At 40.5% G+C, this 24,030-nt stretch carries 18 protein-coding genes and 1 tRNA gene; 12 read left to right on the forward strand and 7 right to left on the reverse strand.

Annotation, left to right across the window (positions count from 1 at the left end):
* Window positions 1–13: 13 nt before the first annotated feature.
* From spoT to gmk, 3 genes are read right to left on the reverse strand one after another with little or no spacing between them, the layout of a single operon-like run.
* Window positions 14–2,131 carry a bifunctional GTP diphosphokinase/guanosine-3',5'-bis pyrophosphate 3'-pyrophosphohydrolase gene (gene spoT, locus P3L44_RS01370; protein ID WP_004262666.1) on the reverse strand — a complete coding sequence of 706 codons (2,118 nt, stop codon included), beginning with the start codon at window positions 2,129–2,131 and terminating at the stop codon, window positions 14–16.
* A 19-nt stretch (window positions 2,132–2,150) separates the two neighbouring features.
* The gene (rpoZ, locus tag P3L44_RS01375) at window positions 2,151–2,426 is read right to left on the reverse strand and encodes a DNA-directed RNA polymerase subunit omega (RefSeq protein WP_004262665.1); all 276 of its coding nucleotides are present in this window, start codon (window positions 2,424–2,426) and stop codon (window positions 2,151–2,153) included.
* Window positions 2,427–2,482: 56 nt separating this feature from the next.
* Window positions 2,483–3,106 carry a guanylate kinase gene (gene gmk, locus P3L44_RS01380; RefSeq protein ID WP_004262662.1) on the reverse strand — a complete coding sequence of 208 codons (624 nt, stop codon included), beginning with the start codon at window positions 3,104–3,106 and terminating at the stop codon, window positions 2,483–2,485.
* Window positions 3,107–3,426: 320 nt separating this feature from the next.
* Here gmk and ligB point away from each other — a divergent pair, with 320 nt between their 5' ends.
* On the forward strand, window positions 3,427–5,154 hold the full coding sequence (gene ligB, locus P3L44_RS01385) for an NAD-dependent DNA ligase LigB (protein ID WP_272661854.1): 1,728 nt from the start codon (window positions 3,427–3,429) through the stop codon (window positions 5,152–5,154).
* A 37-nt stretch (window positions 5,155–5,191) separates the two neighbouring features.
* On the opposite strand, the gene P3L44_RS01390 is transcribed toward ligB, so the two are convergent.
* The gene (locus tag P3L44_RS01390) at window positions 5,192–5,806 is read right to left on the reverse strand and encodes a trimeric intracellular cation channel family protein (RefSeq protein WP_004262660.1); all 615 of its coding nucleotides are present in this window, start codon (window positions 5,804–5,806) and stop codon (window positions 5,192–5,194) included.
* 122 nt (window positions 5,807–5,928) lie between these two features.
* Between P3L44_RS01390 and P3L44_RS01395 the strand changes: the two genes are divergently transcribed.
* On the forward strand, window positions 5,929–7,260 hold the full coding sequence (locus P3L44_RS01395) for a DUF3748 domain-containing protein (RefSeq protein WP_180359509.1): 1,332 nt from the start codon (window positions 5,929–5,931) through the stop codon (window positions 7,258–7,260).
* A 307-nt stretch (window positions 7,261–7,567) separates the two neighbouring features.
* On the opposite strand, the gene P3L44_RS01400 is transcribed toward P3L44_RS01395, so the two are convergent.
* Window positions 7,568–7,888, reverse strand: coding sequence for a YceK/YidQ family lipoprotein (locus P3L44_RS01400; RefSeq protein ID WP_227528879.1), 321 nt, complete (start codon window positions 7,886–7,888; stop codon window positions 7,568–7,570).
* 385 nt (window positions 7,889–8,273) lie between these two features.
* On the opposite strand from P3L44_RS01400, the gene P3L44_RS01405 reads away from it, so the two are divergent.
* A complete protein-coding gene (locus P3L44_RS01405; protein WP_136134095.1) occupies window positions 8,274–9,932 on the forward strand; it encodes a putative transporter in 1,659 nt (552 codons plus the stop codon).
* 332 nt (window positions 9,933–10,264) lie between these two features.
* Here P3L44_RS01405 and P3L44_RS01410 read toward each other — a convergent pair whose 3' ends face one another.
* The gene (locus P3L44_RS01410; protein WP_272661855.1) at window positions 10,265–11,521 is read right to left on the reverse strand and encodes a valine--pyruvate transaminase; all 1,257 of its coding nucleotides are present in this window, start codon (window positions 11,519–11,521) and stop codon (window positions 10,265–10,267) included.
* Window positions 11,522–11,726: 205 nt separating this feature from the next.
* Window positions 11,727–12,290 carry a DNA-3-methyladenine glycosylase I gene (locus P3L44_RS01415; RefSeq protein WP_272661857.1) on the reverse strand — a complete coding sequence of 188 codons (564 nt, stop codon included), beginning with the start codon at window positions 12,288–12,290 and terminating at the stop codon, window positions 11,727–11,729.
* Window positions 12,291–12,492: 202 nt separating this feature from the next.
* Here P3L44_RS01415 and glyQ point away from each other — a divergent pair, with 202 nt between their 5' ends.
* The 9 genes from glyQ (at window position 12,493) to dppF (ending at window position 23,863) form a co-directional block, all read left to right on the forward strand.
* Window positions 12,493–13,401 carry a glycine--tRNA ligase subunit alpha gene (gene glyQ / locus P3L44_RS01420; RefSeq protein ID WP_004262647.1) on the forward strand — a complete coding sequence of 303 codons (909 nt, stop codon included), beginning with the start codon at window positions 12,493–12,495 and terminating at the stop codon, window positions 13,399–13,401.
* A gap of 9 nt (window positions 13,402–13,410) precedes the next feature.
* Window positions 13,411–15,480 carry a glycine--tRNA ligase subunit beta gene (glyS, locus tag P3L44_RS01425; RefSeq protein WP_140172001.1) on the forward strand — a complete coding sequence of 690 codons (2,070 nt, stop codon included), beginning with the start codon at window positions 13,411–13,413 and terminating at the stop codon, window positions 15,478–15,480.
* Window positions 15,481–15,700: 220 nt separating this feature from the next.
* A tRNA-Pro gene (locus P3L44_RS01430) sits at window positions 15,701–15,777 on the forward strand.
* A 177-nt stretch (window positions 15,778–15,954) separates the two neighbouring features.
* Window positions 15,955–17,541: a ShlB/FhaC/HecB family hemolysin secretion/activation protein gene (locus tag P3L44_RS01435; protein WP_272661859.1), complete on the forward strand. Its 1,587-nt coding sequence runs from the start codon at window positions 15,955–15,957 to the stop codon at window positions 17,539–17,541.
* Between the two features lie 619 nt (window positions 17,542–18,160).
* Window positions 18,161–19,768, forward strand: a complete 1,608-nt coding sequence (gene dppA, locus P3L44_RS01440) for a dipeptide ABC transporter periplasmic-binding protein DppA (RefSeq protein ID WP_004262639.1) — start codon at window positions 18,161–18,163, stop codon at window positions 19,766–19,768.
* Between the two features lie 168 nt (window positions 19,769–19,936).
* Window positions 19,937–20,956 carry a dipeptide ABC transporter permease DppB gene (gene dppB / locus P3L44_RS01445; protein WP_004262635.1) on the forward strand — a complete coding sequence of 340 codons (1,020 nt, stop codon included), beginning with the start codon at window positions 19,937–19,939 and terminating at the stop codon, window positions 20,954–20,956.
* 10 nt (window positions 20,957–20,966) lie between these two features.
* Complete coding sequence (dppC, locus tag P3L44_RS01450; RefSeq protein WP_004262633.1) at window positions 20,967–21,869, forward strand: dipeptide ABC transporter permease DppC; 903 nt, start codon at window positions 20,967–20,969, stop codon at window positions 21,867–21,869.
* Between the two features lie 12 nt (window positions 21,870–21,881).
* The gene (gene dppD, locus P3L44_RS01455) at window positions 21,882–22,862 is read left to right on the forward strand and encodes a dipeptide ABC transporter ATP-binding protein (protein WP_140172003.1); all 981 of its coding nucleotides are present in this window, start codon (window positions 21,882–21,884) and stop codon (window positions 22,860–22,862) included.
* Window positions 22,859–23,863 carry a dipeptide ABC transporter ATP-binding subunit DppF gene (dppF, locus tag P3L44_RS01460; RefSeq protein ID WP_004262626.1) on the forward strand — a complete coding sequence of 335 codons (1,005 nt, stop codon included), beginning with the start codon at window positions 22,859–22,861 and terminating at the stop codon, window positions 23,861–23,863. The genes dppD and dppF overlap by 4 nt, the downstream gene beginning before the upstream one ends.
* The last annotated feature ends 167 nt before the right edge of the window (window positions 23,864–24,030 follow it).

The raw sequence follows: 24,030 nt of genomic DNA on the forward strand, positions 1-24,030 counted from the left end.
TCAAGTATGGTCGTTAATTACGGTTTCGGCTAACACGTAGAACGTCAGGCATAATACGGATTTTTCGCATCACATTTGCCAATTGAACACGGTTTTTAGTCGTAAGGCGAATAAAGGCACAATATACACGGCCATCTTTTTCTTCTGTATTCATACTTTGAATACTTGAGTTAGCGTCATTAATAGCGGCGGTTAAATTCGCTAAAGCGCCTTGATGGTTAATCATATCCACTTTAATTTCAGCGATAAAGTCGGTGTCGGTGTCGTTGTCCCATTCAACAGCCATAAATTTATCAGGTTCTTTTTGATAACCACGAATGTTGCGGCAGGATTCATGATGAATAACGAGACCTTTACCAGGACTAATATGTGCAACAATTGGGTCACCAGGAATAGGACGACAACATTTTGCAAAGGTGATTAAAACACCATCAGCACCTTTGATAGAGAGTTTATTCCGGCTTTCAACTAACACTTGTTCTTCAGGTGTATTTTGTGGATTGTTCTGTAGGTTACGTGCGACAACCACACTCATTGCATTACCCAACCCAATTTCAGCAAGCAAATCATCGATAGAGTGCAGCTTCATGCGTGCCAATTCCGCATCAATATTGGCTTGAGGGATATCAGTGAGTTTATTTCCTGCCCCTAGCGCATGGTTGAGTAAACGGCGACCTAAATTAATAGAATCTTCACGTTTTAAATTTTTCAATAACTGGCGAATTTTGGCCCGCGCTTTTGAGCTGACAACAAAATTGAGCCATGCTGCATTTGGCCGTGCGCCCGGCGCGGTAATAATTTCGACAGTTTGGCCACTCGTAAGGGATTGCGAAAGTGGGTAAGGCTGGCGATCAACACGCGCGCCCACGCAAGCATGACCAATATCTGTATGCACCGCATAGGCAAAGTCAACAGGTGTGGCACCAGTAGGTAACTCAACAATGCGGCCTTCAGGGGTGAAAACGTAGATTTCATCTGGAAATAGATCCGATTTAACGCTTTCAATAAATTCAAACGAGCTACCTGCACTTTGTTGTAACTCAAGTAGACTTTGCATCCAACGTTGAGCTCTAACTTGTGCTGTTGTACCTTGTTCGCCTTGCTCTTTATATGCCCAATGCGCAGCAACCCCCATTTCAGCCATTTGGTCCATGTCTTCTGTGCGAATTTGCACTTCGACAGGAACACCATGTGGCCCAATCAATGAGGTATGTAGCGATTGATAGCCGTTAGCTTTAGGGATAGCAATATAGTCTTTAATACGCCCCGGACGCGGTTTGTATAAACTATGCATTTGGCCTAAAACGCGGTAGCAAGTATCCACATCTTTTACAATTACCCTAAAAGCATAGATATCCATAATGGAATGGAAACGTTGCTCTTTTTGGTGCATTTTGCGATAGATGGAATAAAGGTGTTTTTCTCTGCCACTTACGCGACAAGGAACTCCTGCCTCGGTTAGCCTACCGTCAATTTCCGAGAGAATTTTTTGGATCATCTCTTTTCGGTTACCGCGAGCAGCCTTGACGACTTCCTTAATAACACGATAACGGTTGGGATATAACGCTTCAAAACCCAGTTCTTCAAGCTCTGTTTTGATGTGGTGTATACCTAGCCTGTGGGCTAACGGGCTATATATCTCAAGGGTTTCACGTGCAATGCGCCGACGTTTATCGGGCCTAAGTGACCCCAACGTGCGCATGTTGTGAGTGCGGTCTGCCAGTTTTATCAAAATGACACGGATATCTTTTACCATCGCCATGATCATTTTGCGGAAGTTTTCTGCTTGAGCTTCTTTTTTGTCGCGAAAGTTGAGCTTGTCTAGTTTGGATACACCTTCGACGAGACCGGCGACGGTGGTACCAAACAATTCTTCTATATCTTGAAATGTCGCTGGAGTATCTTCAATCACATCATGAAGTAGCGCTGCCATTAGTGTTTCATGGTCCAAACGCATCTCAGCAAGAATACAAGCAACAGCAACTGGGTGAGTAATATAAGGCTCACCACTTGAACGGGTCTGTCCTTCATGGGCATCCCGAGCAACAACATAGGCTTTTCTTAGTAATTCAATTTGTTCTTTAGGAAGATACTTTTGAATGACTAAATTAAGGCTTTCAAACAGATACAAGGCAGACCCACCTTAGTGATTAGCGACGACCTTCAGCGATTGCAGAAACTGCTTGCATTTCAGCCGCTTCTTGCTCTTGCTGTTCTTGGCGCTCACGCACATCTAAAATGTGACCGTTGATTAAGCCTTCTTCTACTTCACGTAATGCGATAACAGTGTATTTATCATTTTCTTCAGGAACTAAAGGGTCTTTTCCACCCGTTTGTAACTGACGAGCTCTACGTGCCGCAACCAATACGAGGTCAAAGCGGTTACCAATTTTTTCTACTGCGTCTTGAACAGTTACGCGTGCCATAAATGTGCTACTCCAAAGAAATAAAAAAATGACCTGATATGATACTGAAACTATTCTCAGTCTGCTAGTAATTTGCTGATTAAAGCATCATGTCGTTGAACTTGACGCCCTAATTTTAAACGCTCAGTACGGATGATAGATTGTAAATCGCTCAGTGCGGTATTGAAATCATCATTAACAATAAGGTAATCATACTCGTTGAAATGTTCAATTTCACCTACTGCCTGTGACATACGTTTTTCAATAACTTCATCGCTGTCTTGCCCACGGCCACGCAGTCTGCGATAAAGTTCATCTTTTGATGGTGGGAGAATGAAAATACTACGCGCCTCAGGCATTTTGGCTCTTATCTGCTGCGCTCCCTGCCAATCGATATCAAGAAAAACATCAACACCACTATTTAATACATCTTCAATGATAGGTTTGGACGTCCCATAATAATTCCCAAAAACGCATGCATGCTCTAGGAATTCACCTTTGTCGACCATTTGTAAAAAATCAGTTTCAGATACAAAGAAATAGTGCTCGCCATGGACTTCTCCTGGACGTGCAGTTCGAGTTGTATGAGAAACGGAAACCTGTGTGTCATACAATGGTTGTGTTTTTAATAAAGCCTGAATCAGACTTGATTTCCCTGCTCCACTAGGGGCAGAAACAATATATAACGTGCCTTGTATCATGATGATTTCTTGAATAGTCGAGGATTAAACATAAAAGATGGTGATAAACCCGACATAGTATACACGGACTTGCATCAACATGCAGCGATATCAATAAATCATGAATTTTAATTAAATGAATTTGATTAGTAACTAAATTGTGAACGGGCTCGAGAAATTAACTTATTACTCATGAAAGCATCATTAGTTTTGCGAAGCCTTTTGCAAACAACTTCTTTTGAGGATGAAGACTTTGAGAGGTTGTTTGATGCTTAGCAACTGAGGAGAAAATGCTTTAAAAGAGTAACATCTTAATGGATTGGTAATAACAAGGAATAGTTATGATTTATATTTTGTATGGTTATTGGTTCGCGTCAGTTTATAGACTAAGTGGGTTAATTGTTGGGGTAATGGTGTGTATTAATGTTGCTCAAGCAGCGCAGCAAATTGCCGTTAATAAACCGTGTGAAAAACAAAATAGTAAAATAATAAGTCAAGAAAGTCATCGGTTAGGAAAACAATTACAACTGTGGAACCAAGCTTACCGTTTGGCGGGTAGCAGTTCCATTAGTGATGAAGCTTATGACCAGCTATTTAATTTATGGCGTTCTTTACAACGATGCCAGCAACTTCCCGAAGAATTGCCAGAAGTACTATTACCTGAAAAATCACAGCTAACTATGCATCCCATTCCTCATACAGGGTTAAAGAAACTCAATGAATTAGAAGTTTATAGCTGGATAGAAACACGTAAAAATATCTGGCTACAACCTAAAGTTGATGGTGTAGCAGTAACGTTGGTTTATAAAAATGGCAAGCTTATTTCCATGATTAGCCGAGGAAATAGTGTTGAAGGAATCGAGTGGCGGGCAAAAGCAGATTTTATTCCTGCGATACCCAAACAAATCAAATATTCAGGCATGTTAGTCCTTCAAGGCGAATTATTTTGGCGTATGAATGGACATATTCAAGCTAAAAGTGGGGGAGTGAACGCTCGTAATAAGATTGCGGGGTGGTTAATGCGAAAAAATGAGCCAACCGCCCTTGAAGAAAATATTGGTATTTTTATTTGGGCATGGCCTGCGGGGGATACTAATCCAAAAACACAGTTAACATTACTTTCTGAGATAGGTTTTCCGCTTGCTGAACAATATAGCCATAAAATTGAAAATAAGATTCAAGCTAAGCAACTAAGGGAATACTATTATCAAGGGCAATTACCATTTGCTACAGATGGTATAGTGCTTAAAAATTTTCCAGCGCCAGCAGCATCAGCCTGGCAATCAAAACAAAATAGTTGGGCGATTGCATGGAAATATCCATTACGCAGTGTGCTATCAGAGGTAACTAAGCTTCAGTTCAATATAGGAAGGACCGGGAGAATTAGTGTTGTAGCTAGCATAACCCCCATCAATATTGACTCGAAAACTATTTCAAAGGTAAATGCTGGATCATTATCATCATGGGAAAAACGAGATTTACTTGTTGGAGATAAAATACTTGTCTCTCTTTCAGGGCTAGGAAGTCCAAAGATTGAAGACGTTATTTGGCGACGAGAGGAACGCGAATATCCAGAGACATCAACCTTAAAACAGTTTCACTCACTAAGTTGTCTTACTTATACTGAAGTTTGCTCACAGCAGTTTGTCGCAAGGTTAACGTGGTTAGGTAAACAACTACGTATGCGAGGAATAAGTGAGGCTACATGGCGCCAGTGGGTAGAAAACCATAACCTAACTCGATTAACAACTTGGTTGTCAGAACAATGGCAAAGCGATTTATCGAAAGGTAAAAAACACCAAGTGTTAGTAAAGCAACTGAAAATGACAAAGGATCAACCTATTTCGCTTTGGTTAAAAGGTCTCGCAATTCCACTAACTAAATTACAAGTAGGGAAAGTGACTGACATAGGTATGTTGTATGACCCATCATGGGTTAACAGTCTAAATTTGACGAAGCTGCAAAAGAAAAAATTAGCTAATTGGCTAGCGGAACCAGAAATTGAATCTATTTTACGTATATTGTCTGACATGAAAGCGATTCAGCCACCAATAGAAAGCCATCAATAGTAAATCATTAATGGCTGAAACTCTTTTATTGATTAGATTAATCTTGGTTTTCGTAATTAAAAATAGGCAAACCGAGACGATAACGAATGGCTATTAGCCTTGCACTCAAGCCAACAACGAGTGTGATAATAACCACGATATCTTTAGGTAAAGGCGTTTGTAATAGGCCAATATAGATCCAAGCGGCAGCGAAAGAAACGCCAGCATAGACTTCTTTTTGGAAAACTAAAGGGATTGTGTTACACAGCATGTCTCTTAACACACCACCAAAAACGCCAGTAATCACTGCTGCAATAGCTGCAATGATTGGGCTGTAGTGCATATCGAGTGCTATTTGGGCGCCAAGTATAGAAAACACAATTAGCCCGATAGCATCTAATATGAGGAATAATCGGCGTAAATGTTTCATCATAGGGGCTATCCAGATTGTCACAATCGCAGCGCCTGCAACAGTCAGGATATACTCAGGATGTTCCACCCAACCTAGGGGGTAATGGCCAAGTAAGATATCACGGACGGAACCACCACCAATTGCCGTCGCGGACGCAATAATAATGACGCCAAAGACATCCATTTTTCGTCTACCAGCCGCAAGTGCTCCAGTCATGGCTTCTGCGGTGATACCAATAATATAAAGTACACTTAATAACATGGTAGTTTTGTTCGAGATTAAGGTTATTGCTAAAGGGTAATATTACTTATGAAACTTCTCGACTGAGATTTTCTAGTATTGATTAAACTAGATTAGTTAAAGTAATCCGATAGCGATATTAAATGATGTCAAAGGATAACAGATTGAATAATAAATTGCCCTATAAAGAAACACGTTTAACGCATGATGAACGAAGCCACCAACTAACGAATATTAATATCTGGACTCCAGACAGCCAGTGGTTAGCGTATGATATACGGCCGAGCGGTAGTTCTTTTACAGGTTTATCTATAGAAAAAATTCATGTAAAAACATTACAAGTCGTTGAGGTTTATCGTGCAAGTCATGGGGCTCATGTTGGAGTGGTAACGGTAAGTCCTCAACTGCCAACTCAATATGCTTTTATCCATGGCCCTGAGTACCCTGATGAACAGTGGCAATATGACTTTCACCATCGAAGAGGGGTGTATGTTAAAGAAGATCAATTAAATGTAGCTCACCCAATTGATGCAATGTGTATTACCCCTCCGTATTTAGTGGGGGCGTTGCGTGGGGGGACTCATGTCCATGTTTTTAGTCCAGACGGAAAGTGGTTGAGTTTTACCTATAATGACCATGTAATGCATGAATTAGATGTGCAATTAGACCAACGAAATGTGGCAATTGCAGTACCTATTGGGCCCGTTAATGTGAGTTCTAAAATACATTTTCGAGAATATAGTGGCGATTACTTTTGTTGTGTTGTGACGCGAACAACGCAACAGCCTAAGCCTAGCAGCGATGAGATTAGCCGTGCATATGAAGAGGGTTGGGTAGGCCAAAAAGGTTATCAAAAAGAGAATGGAGAGTGGCAAGAAAGAGCGCTGGTGTTTATTGGTGACACTCATTCTACAAATGGAGAAATTATTCCTGAGATCTATATTGTTGATCTACCTTCACAGCTTGAGGATTACATGATTGCGGGGGAATCTCCTATCCAAGGAACAGAATCAAGCATGCCTTCCCCACCAAAAGGTATACAGCAAAGGCGTTTAACTTATACACACGATAAAAAATTTCCTGGTTTAGCGAAGCAGCCACGACATTGGCTAAGAACTTCGCCAGATGGTAAATCAATCGCTTGTTTGATGAATGATGATGACGGTAATGCTCAATTGTGGTTAGTTGATACGCTGACTGGAGTGCAAAGGCAGATAACTCAGGGTTCTTCACCGGTTCAGTCTGCCTTTAGCTGGGATAGTAAAGGTGAGCACATTTGCTTTATTTGTGACAATAGTGTCGTGTATTGTCATGTCGTGAGCGGAACCATACAAAAATTAACGCAGCGTACTGAACTTGCTCCTGTTGCTGATTCCGTTGTATTTTCACCTAATGATGAATTGATTGCGTTTATGCGAGATATTGATGGATTTAGGCAAATTTATACCGTAGAAACGGGTTTAAACAGCAAATAAAATAATTATGTTACTACAGTCACGAATAAAAAAAGTATTGATAAGCTTTTTTTTATCTGTGACTGTTTTTATTTTTCTCTGATTAGCATTTAAAAAATTTAATTGTTAATTATTCATGCAATGAGTGCAAAAATACTTATAAATAGAATAGAATATTTAAGTTAAGGAGATAGTTATCATAATAAGATAATAATTAAACAGATATTATATAAATGATTGGTCAGATCTTAGATTAAAAAATAATGTATTCATAAATACAGTTAATACACAATGAAATTTTAATTACAAACGTTTGATTGAGCCTGAATTACTTTTTGGTTTTATCTTTATTTTCAAGTTCTTCTATGCGTTTTTTGGGTGAGTCTGCTTTATCACCATTACCCGATTTCGCGTAATCTAAAGGAATTAAAAGAGTATCCATAACAACAGAAAAGGGTAAATCAATAGCAAGTAAAGGTTTAACAACCCAGCCGGTCTCATCATCTTTAATCATTTTAATACTGTTTTTCGAACCAGGGTAATAACCTTCTGATGGGCCTGCATGAGTCATAATACTGGAGCAACCACTCAAAATAAGAGGTGCGATAAGAAAATATAATCGTATTGAAATTAAACTCGGCATAGACATTGTTAACCTGTATTTAGTTTGTCGTCCCCAATATTTACTTATAATAACTAAAAACAAGAAATTCACAATAATGGTGTCGTATTATTATTTTATTTAATCGTATGTATTTTTTTTGTTAATAGTTTACTTGTAGCTATTAACTAAAAATGTTTGTCTTAAGTAGCTATTTCTATGAATGATAAATAACGTTAAGAAATAAAGACATACTATTTTATATTTGTTATCAGGTTGAAAATTCTAAAAAAATAGAACATTTATTCCTTCTGAACTGTGCTCTATGGCACATATTACCCTCATGCTATTTGGCATAATCGATTCAGTAGTATGTTTTATCACCTATTTGGGTGTGTTTAACGGGTAACTTGTCGTCAAAAGGATGCGGTCTATGAGTGAATTAGCTCTTACTGTAAGTTTGTTGGCGTTAGCTGCTGCTTTAGGGCTATGGATTGGAAATTGGAAGATCCGGAGTGTTGGGCTAGGGATTGGTGGTGTTCTATTTGGGGGGATCATTGTTGGACACTTCGCCCAAAGTTATGGCTTGCAACTTAATAAAGACATGCTGCATTTTATTCAAGAATTTGGCTTGATACTGTTTGTATACACGATAGGTATTCAGGTTGGGCCTGGTTTTTTCTCTTCTCTACGCGTTTCTGGGCTGAAACTAAATGGCTTTGCGTTGATGGTCGTTGTCTTAGGCGCGGTGGTAACAGCAATCATATATAAAGTCGCGAATATTCCATTACCGATTATCCTAGGTATTTTCTCAGGGGCGGTAACGAATACGCCATCTTTAGGTGCTGGTCAGCAAATTTTAACTGACTTAGGATCTGACCCTAATCTTGTTGGCCAGATGGGGATGGGCTATGCCATGGCTTACCCTATGGGGATTTGTGGCATCTTATTGGTGATGTGGTTAGTACGCATTATCTTTAGAATTTCAGTAGAGAAAGAGGCTTCTGCATTTAATAGTTCTACTTTTCAACAGCGCGACTCTCTGCAGACTATGAATATTGCCATTCGTAACGCCAATCTTGATGGCTTAATGATGCAAGACATCCCACTGCTTGGTAGTGAAGCTATTGTTTGCTCAAGATTAAAACGTGGGGACATGCTGGTTGTTCCTCAGCCTACCACAGAAATTCATTTAGGTGACTTATTGCACGTTGTTGGTTTAAAAGATGATTTAAATAGAGTTCGTTTAATATTAGGTGAGGAAGTTGACGTATCCTTGTCGACATCAAGCTCTATTTTGCATTCCGTTCGTGTGGTGGTGACGAATGATGCTGTACTAAGTAAAAGGCTGAAAGACTTAAACTTAAAACAAAAATATGATGTTGTTGTGACACGATTAAACCGTACTGGTATTGATTTAGTTGCTAATAACAATTCGGTTTTACAATTTGGTGATATTTTAAATATTGTTGGACGTCCTGAGTCAATCGAAGCCGTCACCGCTTTGTTAGGTAATGCGAAACAGAAACTACAGCAAGTTCAAATGTTACCTGTATTCCTCGGGATAGGGCTTGGAGTTGTGCTGGGGTCAATACCCGTTTTTGTTCCTGGTTTTCCTGCCGCACTGAAACTAGGATTAGCGGGAGGGCCACTGGTTGTTGCTCTAATTCTCGGTCGTATAGGGACTATAGGGCGTTTATATTGGTTTATGCCTCCGAGTGCAAACTTAGCGCTGAGAGAACTGGGAATCGTCATGTTCCTCGCTGTTGTTGGGCTCAATTCTGGTGGTGGCTTCATTGATACTTTAATTAAAGGTGATGGGCTAACGTGGATTGGTTATGGGCTATTGATTACGTTTGTACCACTATTTATTACAGGTGTTGTAGCTCGAATTTTTGGCAAAATGAACTATTTGAGCCTTTGTGGGGTGCTAGCGGGCTCTATGACTGACCCTCCTGCACTGGCTTTTGCAAATAATATTCATGCGGCCAGCGGTGCTCCGGCATTGTCTTATGCAACGGTTTATCCATTAGCGATGTTTTTAAGAATTATTTCTCCACAATTGCTGGCTATTTTATTTTGGGCGGTTTAGCTAGATGTGATTGTTAAACCGATGAATAGCAGAAATTCTATTGAAATTTCTAAAATTATAGCTTTTTCAATATGATATTTGGATTTTGATGTTTGATGTATAAGGCAGTAATGAAAGGTATCACGATATATAGGGGCAAAAAGTGCTTTTGTTTAAGCAATAACCAAATAGAAAAGATGTTCTAATAGTTTTGAATGATATTCGTATTGAAAAATTAATTTGATTTCAATTACGGAGTTCTCGCTAATTTTTAGCCCCTTCTATATGAAAGGGCTTTTTTTTTTACCTAAATATTGCAATAACAGGGCTAAAAGTACTTTGTCGTTTCACAACTAGCAGGTCACTTCTTGATAAGCTTTTTCAAGCTCTTCAGCTAATATCTTGATCCCTTGTTCAATTTTTTCTGGCTCAGGGACATAGTTCATACGCATACATTGATGCGCATGTGGCCAATCCTGTTCAATACCAGGGAAGAAGTAATGGCCGGGAACCATCAATACGCCACGTTTTTTTAAGCGTTGGTATAATTCTAAGCAATTAATTGGTAGGTCTTTAAACCATAACCAGAGGAAAATGGCACCTTCTGGCTTATGAATTAAACACTTATCTTCTGGGATATAGCGGCGAATAATTTCGATGGCTTCTTCTACACGCTGCTTATAAAAAGGACCAATTACATTTTTAGATAACGAGATAAGGTCATCTTTTTTAAGCATTTCTAAGGCAAGCGCAGGGCCTATGCCACCAGGAGCAAGGCTGATGATGCCATTCATATTACTAACAGCTTCAATGATTTCTTCGTTAGCGATGATAATGCCGCATCGAGTTCCTGGTAAACCAAGTTTAGATAAACTCATACAAAGAATGACATTTTCGTTCCAAAATGGCGTAGCTTCGCTGAAAATAATGCCAGGGAAAGGAACACCATAAGCATTATCTATTAGTAGTGGAATATTATGTTGTTTAGCTAGTTGGTCTAAATGCTCAACTTCTTCATCAGTAATGACATTACCAGTCGGATTTGTTGGGCGAGACACACAAATCACACCAATATCATCAGTAACCTCTAATGTGTTGAAGTCCACTCGGTATTTAAATTGACCATTAGGTAAAAATTCAATTTGTGGCTTATTAGCAACGAATAAGCCATCATCAAGACCTGAGTCTGCATAACCGACATATTCAGGGGCAAGAGGAAATAGCACTTTACGGGTGATACCATCTTCAAAGCGACCGGCTAGCAAGTTAAATAGATAGAAAAAAGCACTCTGGCTGCCGTTAGATAGGGCAATATTTTTCGCGCTAATATTCCAACCTAGTTTTGTTTTTAGCGTTGCTGCAAGCGCTTTCAACATGGCATCTTTACCTTGAGGGCCATCATAATTACATAAAGTGTCCGTCAATTGGCCATTAGCACACATCTCAGCTAACAGATCTTGGAAATACTTATCCATTTCAGGGATATGAGCAGGATTTCCTCCCCCTAACATAATGGAGCCAGGGGTTCTTATGCCTTCATTCAAGTCTTTCATTAATAATGAAATACCTGAATTTTTAGCAAATTTATTGCCAAATTTAGAAAATATCATCGCATTTATTCACATATATTTATTAGATTGTTAATGGAATTTAAAACATACTCCGCTGCACCTCAGAGTTCAACCACCAATTTCTATCTTTTATTAAGATAAAATATTAAGATGGGTATATTTAACAGTCTAAAATGTTGCAATGTTAATGCTTTGGTGGTTTATTTTTCTTTTTACTCGATGAGTTACACCGATAAAAACTAATTTATTTAAATTGGCAACAATTCACTAAATGGTCATTTATCATGCCAGTTGCTTGCATAAAGGCGTAGCAAGTAATTGAGCCGACAAATTTAAACCCACGTTTTTTGAGCGCTTTGGAGAGAAGCTTAGAAAGTTCTGTTTCCACAGGAACTTGTGATGAGAGCTCCCAACCGTTGATAATGGGTTGGCCATTAACAAATTGCCAAATAAAAGTGGAGAAGTCTTCACCATTTTCTTTCATGGCTAAATAAGCTTTTGCATTTGCAATAATTGCATTAATTTTTAATCGATTACGGATGATCTGAGTATCTTGCATGAGTCGCTCAATATCGTCTTCATTCATTGATGCAATTTTTTCAGGGTCGAAATGATGAAATAGATCACGATATCCTTGGCGTTTTTTTAAAATGGTGTACCAAGAGAGCCCGGCTTGTTGGCCTTCAAGGCAGATCATTTCAAATAACGTTAAGTTATCATAAGTGGGTTTACCCCATTCATGGTCGTGATAAGCGATATATTCAGGATCTTGATTGACCCAATGGCAACGTGTTAGTGCGGTATCCATTTTTCATCCTTTTTACAATGGTAATTGGTTTGCTTCAAAAAACAAACTATTTATACTGTATAAATAACCAGCTTAAAAGGGGTGAAAGTATTTTTTTTTATTTTTAGAATAAATACAGACATATTCAATGCTGTATATCTTGCGGTCAAAGGGTATACTGGCGTACTTTCATTAAATTTTACGTATCGCGTGCGGATCTAACATGCAAAAGTTTGATACCAAAACCTTTCAAGGTCTTATCCTGACATTACAGGACTACTGGGCGCGTCAAGGCTGTACCATTGTTCAACCATTGGACATGGAAGTCGGCGCTGGAACTTCTCACCCAATGACGTGTTTGCGTGCATTAGGCCCTGAGCCTATTGCAGCGGCTTATGTTCAACCATCTCGTCGACCAACTGATGGCCGCTATGGTGAAAACCCAAACCGTCTACAACACTATTACCAGTTTCAGGTGATCATCAAGCCATCACCAGACAATATCCAAGAGTTATACCTTGGTTCTTTAAAAGAATTAGGTGTTGACCCAACAGTTCACGACATTCGTTTTGTTGAAGATAACTGGGAAAACCCAACATTAGGTGCCTGGGGATTAGGCTGGGAAGTGTGGCTTAATGGTATGGAAGTTACTCAGTTCACTTACTTCCAGCAGGTCGGTGGTCTTGAGTGTAAACCAGTAACAGGTGAAATTACATACGGTTTAGAGCGCTTAGCGATGTATATCCAAGGCGTGGACAGCGTGTATGACCTTGTTTGGTGTGATGGCCCATTGGGTAAAACTACCTATGGTGATATCTATCATCAAAACGAAGTTGAGCAATCAACCTATAACTTTGAATACGCAAATGTTGATTTTCTTTTCAAATGCTTTGAAGAGTACGAAAAAGAAGCTCAACACTTGCTGGCTTTGGAAACGCCACTTCCACTACCTGCATACGAACGTATCTTGAAAGCGGCTCATACTTTCAACCTACTCGATGCACGTAAAGCCATTTCTGTTACTGAACGCCAACGCTATATTTTACGTATTCGTACCCTAACTAAAGGGGTTGCAGAAGCGTACTATGCTTCTCGCGAAGCGCTTGGATTCCCTATGTGTCATAAGAACTAAGAGGCTGTCATGACTCAACAGACTTTCCTTGTGGAAATCGGCACCGAAGAGTTACCGCCGAAGGCTCTTCGTTCATTAGCTGAATCATTTGCTGCAAATTTTACGGCTGAACTTGATGGTGCTGATATCGCTCATGGTGCAGTAACGTGGTTTGCTGCCCCTCGTCGTCTAGCACTTAAAGTCGCTGATTTAGCGGCTTCACAGCCAGACCGTGAAGTTGAAAAACGCGGCCCTGCTATCTCTCAGGCGTTTGCTCCAGATGGCCAACCGACTAAAGCCGCTGAAGGCTGGGCTCGTGGCTGTGGTATTACCGTTGATCAAGCTGAGCGTTTGACGACCGATAAAGGCGAATGGCTACTCTATCGTGCCCAAATGAAAGGGCAGGCAGTCAGTGAATTACTGGCTGATATGGTTAGCCGTGCATTGGCCAAATTACCTATACCTAAATTAATGCGTTGGGCAGATAAGGACACACAATTTGTTCGCCCTGTGCACACGGTAACATTGTTACTGGGTAGTGATGTTATTGATGGCGAAATTTTAGGGATTAAGAGCGGGCGCACAATTCGTGGTCACCGTTTCATGGGTGAATCTGAATTTACTATTGATAATGCGGAACAATATCCAGCCATTTTACGTGAACGCGGTAAAGTCATGGCAGATTACGCAGAACGTAAAGCGGTTATTAAAGCAGATGCGGAAAAAGCGGCTCAGGCTCTTGGTGGCCAAGCTGACTTAACAGATAGTTTGCTTGAAGAAGTGACTTCATTGGTTGAATGGCCGGTCGTTTTAACAGCTAAATTTGAAGAGAAATTCTTAGATGTTCCTTCAGAAGCGCTAGTTTATACCATGAAAGGGGACCAAAAATATTTCCCAGTTTATGATAAGACGGGCAAGTTAATGCCTAATTTTATCTTTGTGGCAAATATTGAGTCTTCTGACCCTCAGCAAATTATTTCAGGTAACGAAAAAGTTGTACGTCCGCGTTTAGCCGATGCCGAATTTTTCTTTAAAACTGACCGTAAACAACGTTTGGAAGATAACTTACCACGCTTAGAAACTGTATTGTTCCAAAAACAATTAGGTACACTGCGTGATAAAACTGACCGTTTAGAAGCATTAGCTGGCTGGATTGCAAACAAAATTGGTGCAGATGTAAATCATGCGACACGAGCTGGTTTATTAGCAAAATGTGACTTAATGACTAATATGGTGTTTGAATTCACAGACACTCAAGGCGTTATGGGAATGCATTATGCACGCCATGATGGTGAGTCAGAAGACGTTGCATTAGCTTTAAAAGAGCAGTACCAACCGCGTTTTTCTGGAGATGCACTTCCATCGACTGATGTTTCAGCTGCATTAGCATTGGCTGAAAAAATGGATACGCTTGCTGGTATTTTTGGTATTGGCCAACATCCTAAAGGCGATAAAGACCCATTCGCTTTGCGCCGTGCTGCATTAGGTGTCTTACGCATCATCGTAGAAAAAGGCTACCAGCTTGATCTTGTTGAAATGACAGAAGAAGCAGCTCGTTTATACGGTGATAAATTAACCAATAAAAATGTGGTTAATGACGTTGTCGAGTTCATGCTTGGTCGTTTCCGTTCTTGGTATCAAGAATTAGGCTATAGTATTGATACCATCCAAGCGGTATTAGCTCGTCATCCAACACAACCTGCTGACTTTGATGCACGAGTGAAAGCTGTTACTCACTTCCGTTCATTAGAAGAGGCGCAGGCACTTGCAGCGGCAAATAAACGTGTTTCCAATATTCTGAGCAAATCAGAAGAAAAATTGGCTGATAACGTTTTAGCCTCTGTTCTAAAAACACCTGAAGAAGTCAAACTTGCGACGCATGTTGTGGTATTGCAAGATAAACTTGCGCCAATGTTTGCAGAAAGGAATTATCAAGAGGCTTTAGTTGAATTAGCTTCTTTACGCGATATCGTAGATGAATTCTTTGCAAATGTTATGGTAATGGATGAAGACCAAGCGGTTCGTATTAATCGTTTGACGCTATTAAGCCAATTACGTGAGTTGTTCTTAAAAGTAGCGGATATTTCTTTGCTTCAATAGCCTTAAAAATAGGTTATTAGCTTGTAGTTAACGTTATTTTTATAAACGCTAACCTGTTTGATAAATAAGCACTAAAATATTCTAGTGCTTATTTTTTACTTAAAATAAGGTAATTTGCATATAAGCCTTACTATTTTGGTGGTTTTATCAGCAAACGAATAGAATTGGCGAAAAATGGGTTGACGACCTCCGTTCTTGGCAGTATTATTCACACCGTTTTCGGCGAGTAGCGCAGCTTGGTAGCGCAACTGGTTTGGGACCAGTGGGTCGGAGGTTCGAATCCTCTCTCGCCGACCAAATTCTAAAACCCACCTCATTGAGGTGGGTTTTTTCGTTTTTACCCCTTCCTATTTTTCACCCCAACTATTTCAGACTAACTTGGCTTGCACTCAATAACCTATCTCTGTTGATATATAAGCTGATTCACTCATGTTGTTTTAGGTAAAAACGCTTTTTCATTACAAGGACTCGTTAATGAAAGTTAATAACGTTTTATCGATACATCTTTGTTTCTTCTTATTAAGTCTTTATACCGTTATTGGCTTTAAAGCTTATAGCGCGCCTATAGCGCCTCCAAATGGTATTGTTGAGATGCCATCTACTTGTATTATGATAAACCAAGTACATTTCATTGGGCTTGAGCAGATTAAGGAAATAGCTGTTAGCCAAGTCAATAAATGGCGGCAAAAGATAGAGGGCCAATGTATTGATGAACAAGGCTTACTCAACTATGCAGATGATATTACGGCGAAGTTAATTCATGCAGGTTATCTGACCTCTTACTTGTATTACCCTGAGCAAACTTTTCTGTTTGGTATTTTGCAAGCAAAAATAATAGCAGGAACGGTTTCTTCTGTGGTTTATCAAAATGAGCAGTCAGAAGATAAATTACTACCACACATATTTCCTTTCCAGTTAGGTGATACGCTTAATTTACGGCAAATTGAACAAGGCTTGTACAATTTGCAAAATACATCTTTACTTCCTTTCCATATAAAACTAATTCCTGATGATACCTATGGGAATGCCACGCAAATTGTCGTGGTAGGCCAGCACCGACGCGAATTCCAAGGTGCGCTTTCTTTTGAATCACACTCAATTTCTCGGCAAGTCGGTAGCACTGTTGGCCATACTTTTATGGTCGCCAATCCTTTTTTACGAAGTGATTTTTTATATTCAGAAATCAGCCGTCAATTTAGTAACACTGAAGAAACTGAAATTAAATCAGCAATATTGTTTTACTCTCTCCCTTATCAATATTGGTTGTTTTCAATATTTAGTGGGTATCAGGAAAATAAAACAGTTATTACCAGTAATGATGCCGCTTTACCACTACAGCAGTATAACGGCTTCTTATTACTACAAGCCGAATATTTATTAAAACGAACAGAAAAAACGGTAACTTCATTAAGTCTAGGGTCTGAAAGCCAAAAAAGTGACACGTTTTTGGCTGACCTACACTTACGAACACAACAACGCTTGGCTCATTACATCATTGGTGGGTTAACTCATCAGGTCAATTTTTTACGGGGAAGTGCTTTAGTTACATTAACGTATAAACAAGGAACTAACTGGTTTGGTACCAATGTACAGCAAATTACGCGTTTAAATAAGCCACAGGTTTTACAGATTTCGGCTTCAGCAATGAAGGAAGCCTCCCCTTTTCAATATCAAAGCCAATTTGATATGCAATTAAGTCGTGACAAGCTAGATGTTTTATTAGACCAAGGATCACTTACTGGTTTTGGAGGTGTTAGTGGTTTTATCGGTGGAGCTGAGCACCTTGAAATGGGGGATAATAGCTTAAAGCTACAAAACGAGGTGCTCTGGCAGAGCCCATGGCCGCATATGGCTTTATATACCTCGTTAGGTTTAGGAACAACATCAAATGATAGAGCCACATTTTGGAAAGAAAACCTATTGCTGGGAGGGAGAGTCGGAGCTAAAGGCCAAATTGGGAGTTTGTCATATCATTTATTTGTAGAAGCGCCAGTTTGGCAAACTGACCGACTACTGGCAAATTCAATGAGTTCGAGCCTTCAAATAAAATTTCATTATTAATTAAATCATAGGGTTAAAGCTGGTGGTTGTATCTATTTAAAATGACCTAGGTAATATTAGGCAATTGTAGTTTTTATCATCAGTATTAAAGCATATTCTGTACTTTGGAAAATAAGAATACAAACTACAGCCAGTATTATTTTATTCTTTAAGTTATCAGTTAGTTAAAATTTTGTTTAGCATAGTCAGCTGAATGTTTTTTATTTGCATAAAAAACAAACTAAATAATTACATACTAAAATAATTTCCACATCGATTCTCTCTAGTGTTTTATTTCGTATCATGCCAACAAAAGCACTATATTCGTTCAGTAATTCAGCACTTAATCACAAATATAAAAATAAATAACCTCGATATAAAACCCTATTCACTACTAATTATATGGTTATAACACCTGCATCTTGCACTTCATTATGAAATTTTAAGCTAAATTGCAATGCTAATTGTTTCTAATATGTTACATGAATTGTGGGCGGAGCGTAAATGTGGCTATTGACGAAGTGAGTGACAGTTGATTAATTGCACAATGAATAACAAAAAATACAGATACTACATCTGTCGCTTTTATGACGGATCTAGACATCAAGCAAAACAACATGAACACCATAGGAGCATACAGATGCGCTCTATTAAAAAGACAGGTCTACTGACTGTAGGACTTACATTGGCAGCATTAGCAGTATCAGCAACAGTACAGGCAAAAACGTTAGTTTACTGTTCTGAAGGTTCTCCAGAAGGCTTTAACCCACAGTTGTTCACGTCAGGAACAACCTATGATGCAAGCTCTATCCCGCTGTATAACCGTTTAGTTGAATTCAAATTAGGAACAACGGAAATTGAACCGGGTTTAGCGGAAAGCTGGGAAGTGAGTGATGATGGTAAAGAGTACACTTTCCATCTACGTAAGGGTGTCAAATGGCACTCTAACAAAGAATTTAAACCGACCCGTGATCTTAACGCAGATGATGTGATTTATACATTTATGCGCCAAAAAGATGCAAATCACCCATATCACAAAGTTTCAGGCGGTAGCTATGAATACTTTATGGGAATGGATATGGATAAAATTATCGATAAAGTTGAAAAAGTCGATGATAATACGGTGAAAATTACGTTAACTCGCCCAGAATCACCATTCTTAGCCGATATGGCAATGGACTTCGCATCGATTCTTTCTGCGGAATATGCAGACCAGATGTTGAAAGCGGGTACGCCAGAGAAAGTGGACTTAAACCCAATTGGAACGGGCCCATTTGTTCTGCAACAATACCAAAAAGACTCTCGTATTCTTTATAAAGCTAATGACCAATATTGGGGCACAAAACCTAAACTTGACCGTTTAGTCTTCTCTATCACGCCAGATGCTTCCGTTCGTTATGCAAAACTGCAAAAAAATGAATGCCAAGTCATGCCATATCCAAATCCGGCTGATTTAGAGCGCATGAAGCAAGATAAAGACATTACGTTAATGGAGCAACCAGGCCTAAACGTCGGTTACCTCTCTTATAATGTCGAGAAAAAACCACTGGATAATCAAAAGGTTCGCCAAGCACTGTCTATGGCGGTGAACAAAGATGCAATTATCGAAGCGGTTTATCAAGGTGCAGGCCAAAAAGCGAAAAACCTTATCCCACCAACAATGTGGGGCTATAACGATGCGGTGAACGATTACGAATATAATCCTGAAAAAGCAAAAGCATTATTAGCAGAAGCGGGCTTCCCGAATGGCTTTGAAATTGACCTATGGGCTATGCCTGTTCAACGACCATATAACCCAAATGCCCGTCGCATGGCGGAAATGATCCAAGCAGACTGGGCAAAAGTTGGCGTTAAATCAAAAGTTGTTAGCTACGAATGGGGAGAGTACCTCAAACGTGCGAAAGATGGTGAGCCACAAACAGTAATGATGGGGTGGACGGGTGACAATGGGGACCCTGATAACTTCTTTGCAACCTTGTTTAGCTGTGCAGCAAAAGAGCAAGGTTCTAATTACTCAAAATGGTGTAATGAAAGCTTTGAGAACTTGATCCAACCAGCGCGCCAAACAGCAGATCACGACAAGCGAGTCGAACTGTACAAACAAGCGCAAGTTGTGATGAATGAGCAGGCGCCAGCCCTGATTATCGCGCACTCTACAGTGTTTGAACCCGTACGTAAAGAAGTCAAAGGCTATGTGGTTGACCCACTAGGCAAACACCACTTCGAAAACGTCGATATTGAGAAGTAATCGTATCTAATCTGTCTATGCCCTTCGTTGCTGGTTTAGAGCGGAGGGCGTTTTCTTCTCTAGAAGAAGCAGAGAAGTTAAGTTGTTTGTGAGCACCCGGAAAAGCAATTTTCTGAGTAGCCAAACGGACTAAGAGCCGTCAACGGCATTATTAAAGAGATTCAGGATATGTTGCAATTTATCCTCCGACGATTGGGGCTTGTGATCCCCACGTTTATCGGTATTACATTATTGACTTTTGCCTTTGTCCACATGATCCCAGGCGACCCGGTGATGATCATGGCCGGTGAAAGGGGACTATCCCCTGAAAGGCATGCTTATTTAATGGCAGAGTTAGGGCTTGATCAGCCACTTTGGAAACAATATCTTCATTATATCAATGGGATATTTCATGGTGATTTAGGGATTTCCTTAAAAAGTCGCATCGGTGTATGGGAAGAGTTTTTGCCCCGTTTTTTAGCGACAGTGGAATTGGCAACTTGTGCCATGATTTTTGCAATTTCTGTTGGGATCCCAGTTGGGGTTTTAGCCGCAGTAAAACGTGGTTCAATCTTTGACCATACTGCGATTGGCCTTTCTTTAACAGGCTACTCAATGCCTATCTTCTGGTGGGGGATCATGCTCATCATGTTAGTGTCGGTGCAATTAGACCTCACCCCTGTAGCAGGACGAGTGAGTGACACTGTTTTTCTTGATGATTCCCAGCCTCTGACCGGTTTTATGCTAATTGATACCCTAATTTGGGGTGAAGATGGCGATTTTATTGATGCGGTAGAGCACTTGATATTGCCTTCCATTGTTTTGGGTACGATCCCATTAGCCGTTATTGTGCGTATGACTCGCTCGTCAATGTTGGAAGTATTGGGAGAGGATTATATTCGTACTGCACGTGCTAAAGGTCTTGGCCGCGCTCGCGTAATTTTAATTCACGCACTACGTAATGCATTATTACCCGTTGTTACGGTAATTGGCTTGCAGGTTGGGGTGATGTTAGCAGGGGCTATCTTGACAGAAACTATTTTCTCATGGCCTGGGTTAGGGCGCTGGTTAATCGAAGGGCTACAGCGTCGTGATTACCCTGTGGTACAAGGGGGAGTTCTGCTGGTTGCTACACTGATTATCTTCGTAAACTTAGTGGTCGACGTGCTGTATGGCATTGTAAACCCACGTATTCGTCATAAGAAATAAGGAGCGCTAAATGTCTCAATCTACTGAGCCAACCGTTGTCAGCGCCCCACAGCCGATGACACCATTACAAGAATTTTGGCACTACTTTAAACGTAACAAAGGGGCAGTTGTCGGGATGTTCTACATTATCCTGATGGTACTGATTGCGATTTTTGCAGGTATATTAGCTCCACATGCTCCAGATGAACAATTTCGTGATTTCTTACTTGCTCCGCCAGTTTGGGAAGATGGGGGAAGTTGGCAGTTTATTTTAGGCACTGATGATGTTGGGCGTGATTTACTCTCTCGTTTAATGTATGGCGCCCGCCTGTCACTGCTAGTTGGTTGTTTAGTGGTTGTGCTGTCGTTAATCATGGGGGTCACTATTGGTGTGATCGCTGGCTATTTTGGTGGTGTCGTTGACGCATTAATTATGCGAGTTGTCGATATCATGTTGGCATTGCCAAGTTTGTTATTAGCTTTGGTACTGGTCGCCATTTTTGGACCTTCGATTGTTAATGCTTCGATTGCTTTGACGTTTGTTGCATTACCTCACTATATTCGATTAACACGAGCGGCTGTTTTAGTCGAAGTCAACCGTGACTATGTGACGGCTTCTCGTGTTGCGGGTGCAGGGGCAGTACGCCAAATGTTCGTGAATATTTTGCCTAACTGTTTGGCACCATTGATTGTACAGGCCTCTTTAGGTTTTTCGAATGCCATTTTAGATATGGCTGCTTTGGGTTTCCTCGGAATGGGCGCGCAGCCACCAACTCCTGAGTGGGGAACGATGCTGTCTGATGTGCTGCAATTTGCACAAAGTGCATGGTGGGTTGTGACTTTCCCTGGACTGGCAATTTTATTGACGGTGCTTGCGTTTAACCTAATGGGTGATGGGTTACGTGATGCATTTGATCCAAAACTCAAGCAGTGATGAGGTAACCAAATGGCATTGTTAAATGTAGAACAACTTTCGGTTCATTTCGGAGACGAAAAGGCACCGTTTCGCGCCGTTGACCGCATCAGCTATAGCGTTGATAAAGGCCAAGTCGTTGGTATTGTAGGGGAATCTGGTTCAGGTAAATCAGTGAGTTCACTGGCTATTATGGGGTTAATTGATTACCCCGGAAAAGTGATGGCGAATTCATTGCAATTTGATGGGCGAGATTTACTGTCAATCCCTGAAAAAGAGCGCCGGCAAATCGTTGGTGCCGATGTGGCGATGATTTTCCAAGACCCGATGACCAGTTTAAACCCATGTTTTACGGTGGGTTATCAGATTATGGAAGCATTGAAAGTCCACCAAGGCGGCAGCAAAAGTACGCGTAAGCAACGGGCAATTGACCTGTTAGACATGGTGGGTATCCCTGACCCACAATCACGTTTAGATGTGTATCCTCACCAATTGTCAGGAGGAATGAGCCAGCGTGTGATGATTGCTATGGCGATAGCATGCCGGCCTAAATTATTGATTGCGGATGAGCCGACAACGGCATTAGATGTCACTATTCAAGCCCAAATTATTGAATTATTGTTGGAATTGCAGCAGCAAGAAAATATGGCATTAGTGCTTATCACGCATGACCTCGCTTTAGTGGCAGAAGCTGCGCATCATATTATTGTGATGTATGCGGGGCAGGTGGTGGAGTCCGCCAAAGCAAGTGATATTTTTAAACATCCTCGCCATCCTTATACACAAGCGCTATTACGTGCCTTGCCGGAATTTGCGACGAATAAATCCCGTTTAGCCTCACTTCCTGGTGTGGTCCCCGGAAAATACGATAGGCCTGTAGGGTGTTTATTGAACCCACGTTGTCCGTATGCAACGGAGAAATGCCGTCAAGAAGAGCCAATGTTACAAACCGTTGGTGATCGCCAAGTCAAATGCCATATACCGCTGGATGATATGGGGAGGCCAACATTATGAGTGATAAACAACACACTCCATTGCTCAAAGCGGTGGATTTGAAAAAATATTATTCCGTCAAAAGAGGGGTTTTTGCTGCTGAAAAAACCTTAAAAGCATTGGATGGAGTCTCTTTTGAGCTAGAACGAGGTAAAACACTGGCCGTGGTTGGGGAGTCGGGGTGTGGTAAATCGACATTAGGTCGTTTATTAACCATGATTGAGCAACCTTCTGAGGGCGAGTTGTATTACCAAGACCAAAACTTGTTAGTAAAAGATAAGTCTGCAGAGAAACTGCGTCGCCAAAAAATCCAAATTGTGTTTCAAAACCCTTATGGCTCTTTGAATCCACGTAAAAAGGTGGGGCAAATTTTGGAAGAGCCGTTATTGATTAATACTTCACTGTCGAAAGAGCAGCGCAAGGAAAAAGTATTATCGATGATGGCTAAAGTGGGTTTAAAAACAGAGCACTATAGCCGATATCCTCACATGTTTTCTGGTGGTCAACGCCAGCGTATCGCGATAGCACGTGGTTTAATGCTTGACCCTGACATTGTGGTTGCAGATGAACCCGTTTCCGCACTGGATGTTTCTGTTCGTGCTCAAGTATTAAATCTGATGATGGATTTACAGCAAGATTTAGGTTTGTCTTATGTCTTTATTTCACATGATTTATCGGTGGTAGAGCATATTGCTGATGAAGTCATGGTGATGTATTTAGGCCGCTGTGTGGAGAAAGGAACAAAAGAGCAGATTTTTAATAACCCTCTTCACCCTTATACTCAAGCGTTATTATCAGCGACACCAAGGTTGAACCCAGACGCTCGGCGCGAACGTATTAAGTTAACGGGAGAGTTACCAAGTCCTTTAAACCCACCACCGGGGTGCGCATTTGCAGCGCGTTGCCGTAGAGCATTTGGTCAGTGTACTCAATTCCAACCAACATTGAAGGAATATAACCAACAGTTAGTTGCGTGTTTTGCGGTTGATGAAGATGAAAAACAAACGGTTGTCGTGAGTTAAGGAGTGAAACGGTGGAAAGGCTAACTTTTTGCCGTCTTTTATTCTAGTGCCACTTTAAGCCGCTTTAACATGCTGTTTGTCCTAAATACCCAATCTTTCTTTTTAAGCTACTCTTTTACGGATAAAATCAAGTATACTGACTGATGTTTCCGTTTTCTTTAAAAAGC

This window comes from Providencia sp. PROV175, from assembly GCF_032707045.1.
GTDB lineage: Bacteria > Pseudomonadota > Gammaproteobacteria > Enterobacterales > Enterobacteriaceae > Providencia > Providencia hangzhouensis.

Excerpts from the sequence above, each read along its gene's own strand:
- dppB (WP_004262635.1), top strand. The coding sequence starts at position 19,937 with ATGTTGCAATTTATCCTCCGACGATTGGGGCTTGTGATCCCCACGTTT.
- P3L44_RS01410 (WP_272661855.1), bottom strand. The coding sequence starts at position 11,521 with ATGATATTTTCTAAATTTGGCAATAAATTTGCTAAAAATTCAGGTATT.
- rpoZ (WP_004262665.1), bottom strand. The coding sequence starts at position 2,426 with ATGGCACGCGTAACTGTTCAAGACGCAGTAGAAAAAATTGGTAACCGC.
- dppC (WP_004262633.1), top strand. The coding sequence starts at position 20,967 with ATGTCTCAATCTACTGAGCCAACCGTTGTCAGCGCCCCACAGCCGATG.
- P3L44_RS01405 (WP_136134095.1), top strand. The coding sequence starts at position 8,274 with ATGAGTGAATTAGCTCTTACTGTAAGTTTGTTGGCGTTAGCTGCTGCT.
- P3L44_RS01435 (WP_272661859.1), top strand. The coding sequence starts at position 15,955 with ATGAAAGTTAATAACGTTTTATCGATACATCTTTGTTTCTTCTTATTA.
- dppD (WP_140172003.1), top strand. The coding sequence starts at position 21,882 with ATGGCATTGTTAAATGTAGAACAACTTTCGGTTCATTTCGGAGACGAA.
- dppA (WP_004262639.1), top strand. The coding sequence starts at position 18,161 with ATGCGCTCTATTAAAAAGACAGGTCTACTGACTGTAGGACTTACATTG.
- glyQ (WP_004262647.1), top strand. The coding sequence starts at position 12,493 with ATGCAAAAGTTTGATACCAAAACCTTTCAAGGTCTTATCCTGACATTA.
- gmk (WP_004262662.1), bottom strand. The coding sequence starts at position 3,106 with ATGATACAAGGCACGTTATATATTGTTTCTGCCCCTAGTGGAGCAGGG.
- P3L44_RS01415 (WP_272661857.1), bottom strand. The coding sequence starts at position 12,290 with ATGGATACCGCACTAACACGTTGCCATTGGGTCAATCAAGATCCTGAA.
- dppF (WP_004262626.1), top strand. The coding sequence starts at position 22,859 with ATGAGTGATAAACAACACACTCCATTGCTCAAAGCGGTGGATTTGAAA.
- P3L44_RS01390 (WP_004262660.1), bottom strand. The coding sequence starts at position 5,806 with ATGTTATTAAGTGTACTTTATATTATTGGTATCACCGCAGAAGCCATG.
- ligB (WP_272661854.1), top strand. The coding sequence starts at position 3,427 with ATGATTTATATTTTGTATGGTTATTGGTTCGCGTCAGTTTATAGACTA.
- P3L44_RS01395 (WP_180359509.1), top strand. The coding sequence starts at position 5,929 with ATGATGTCAAAGGATAACAGATTGAATAATAAATTGCCCTATAAAGAA.
- P3L44_RS01400 (WP_227528879.1), bottom strand. The coding sequence starts at position 7,888 with ATGTCTATGCCGAGTTTAATTTCAATACGATTATATTTTCTTATCGCA.
- glyS (WP_140172001.1), top strand. The coding sequence starts at position 13,411 with ATGACTCAACAGACTTTCCTTGTGGAAATCGGCACCGAAGAGTTACCG.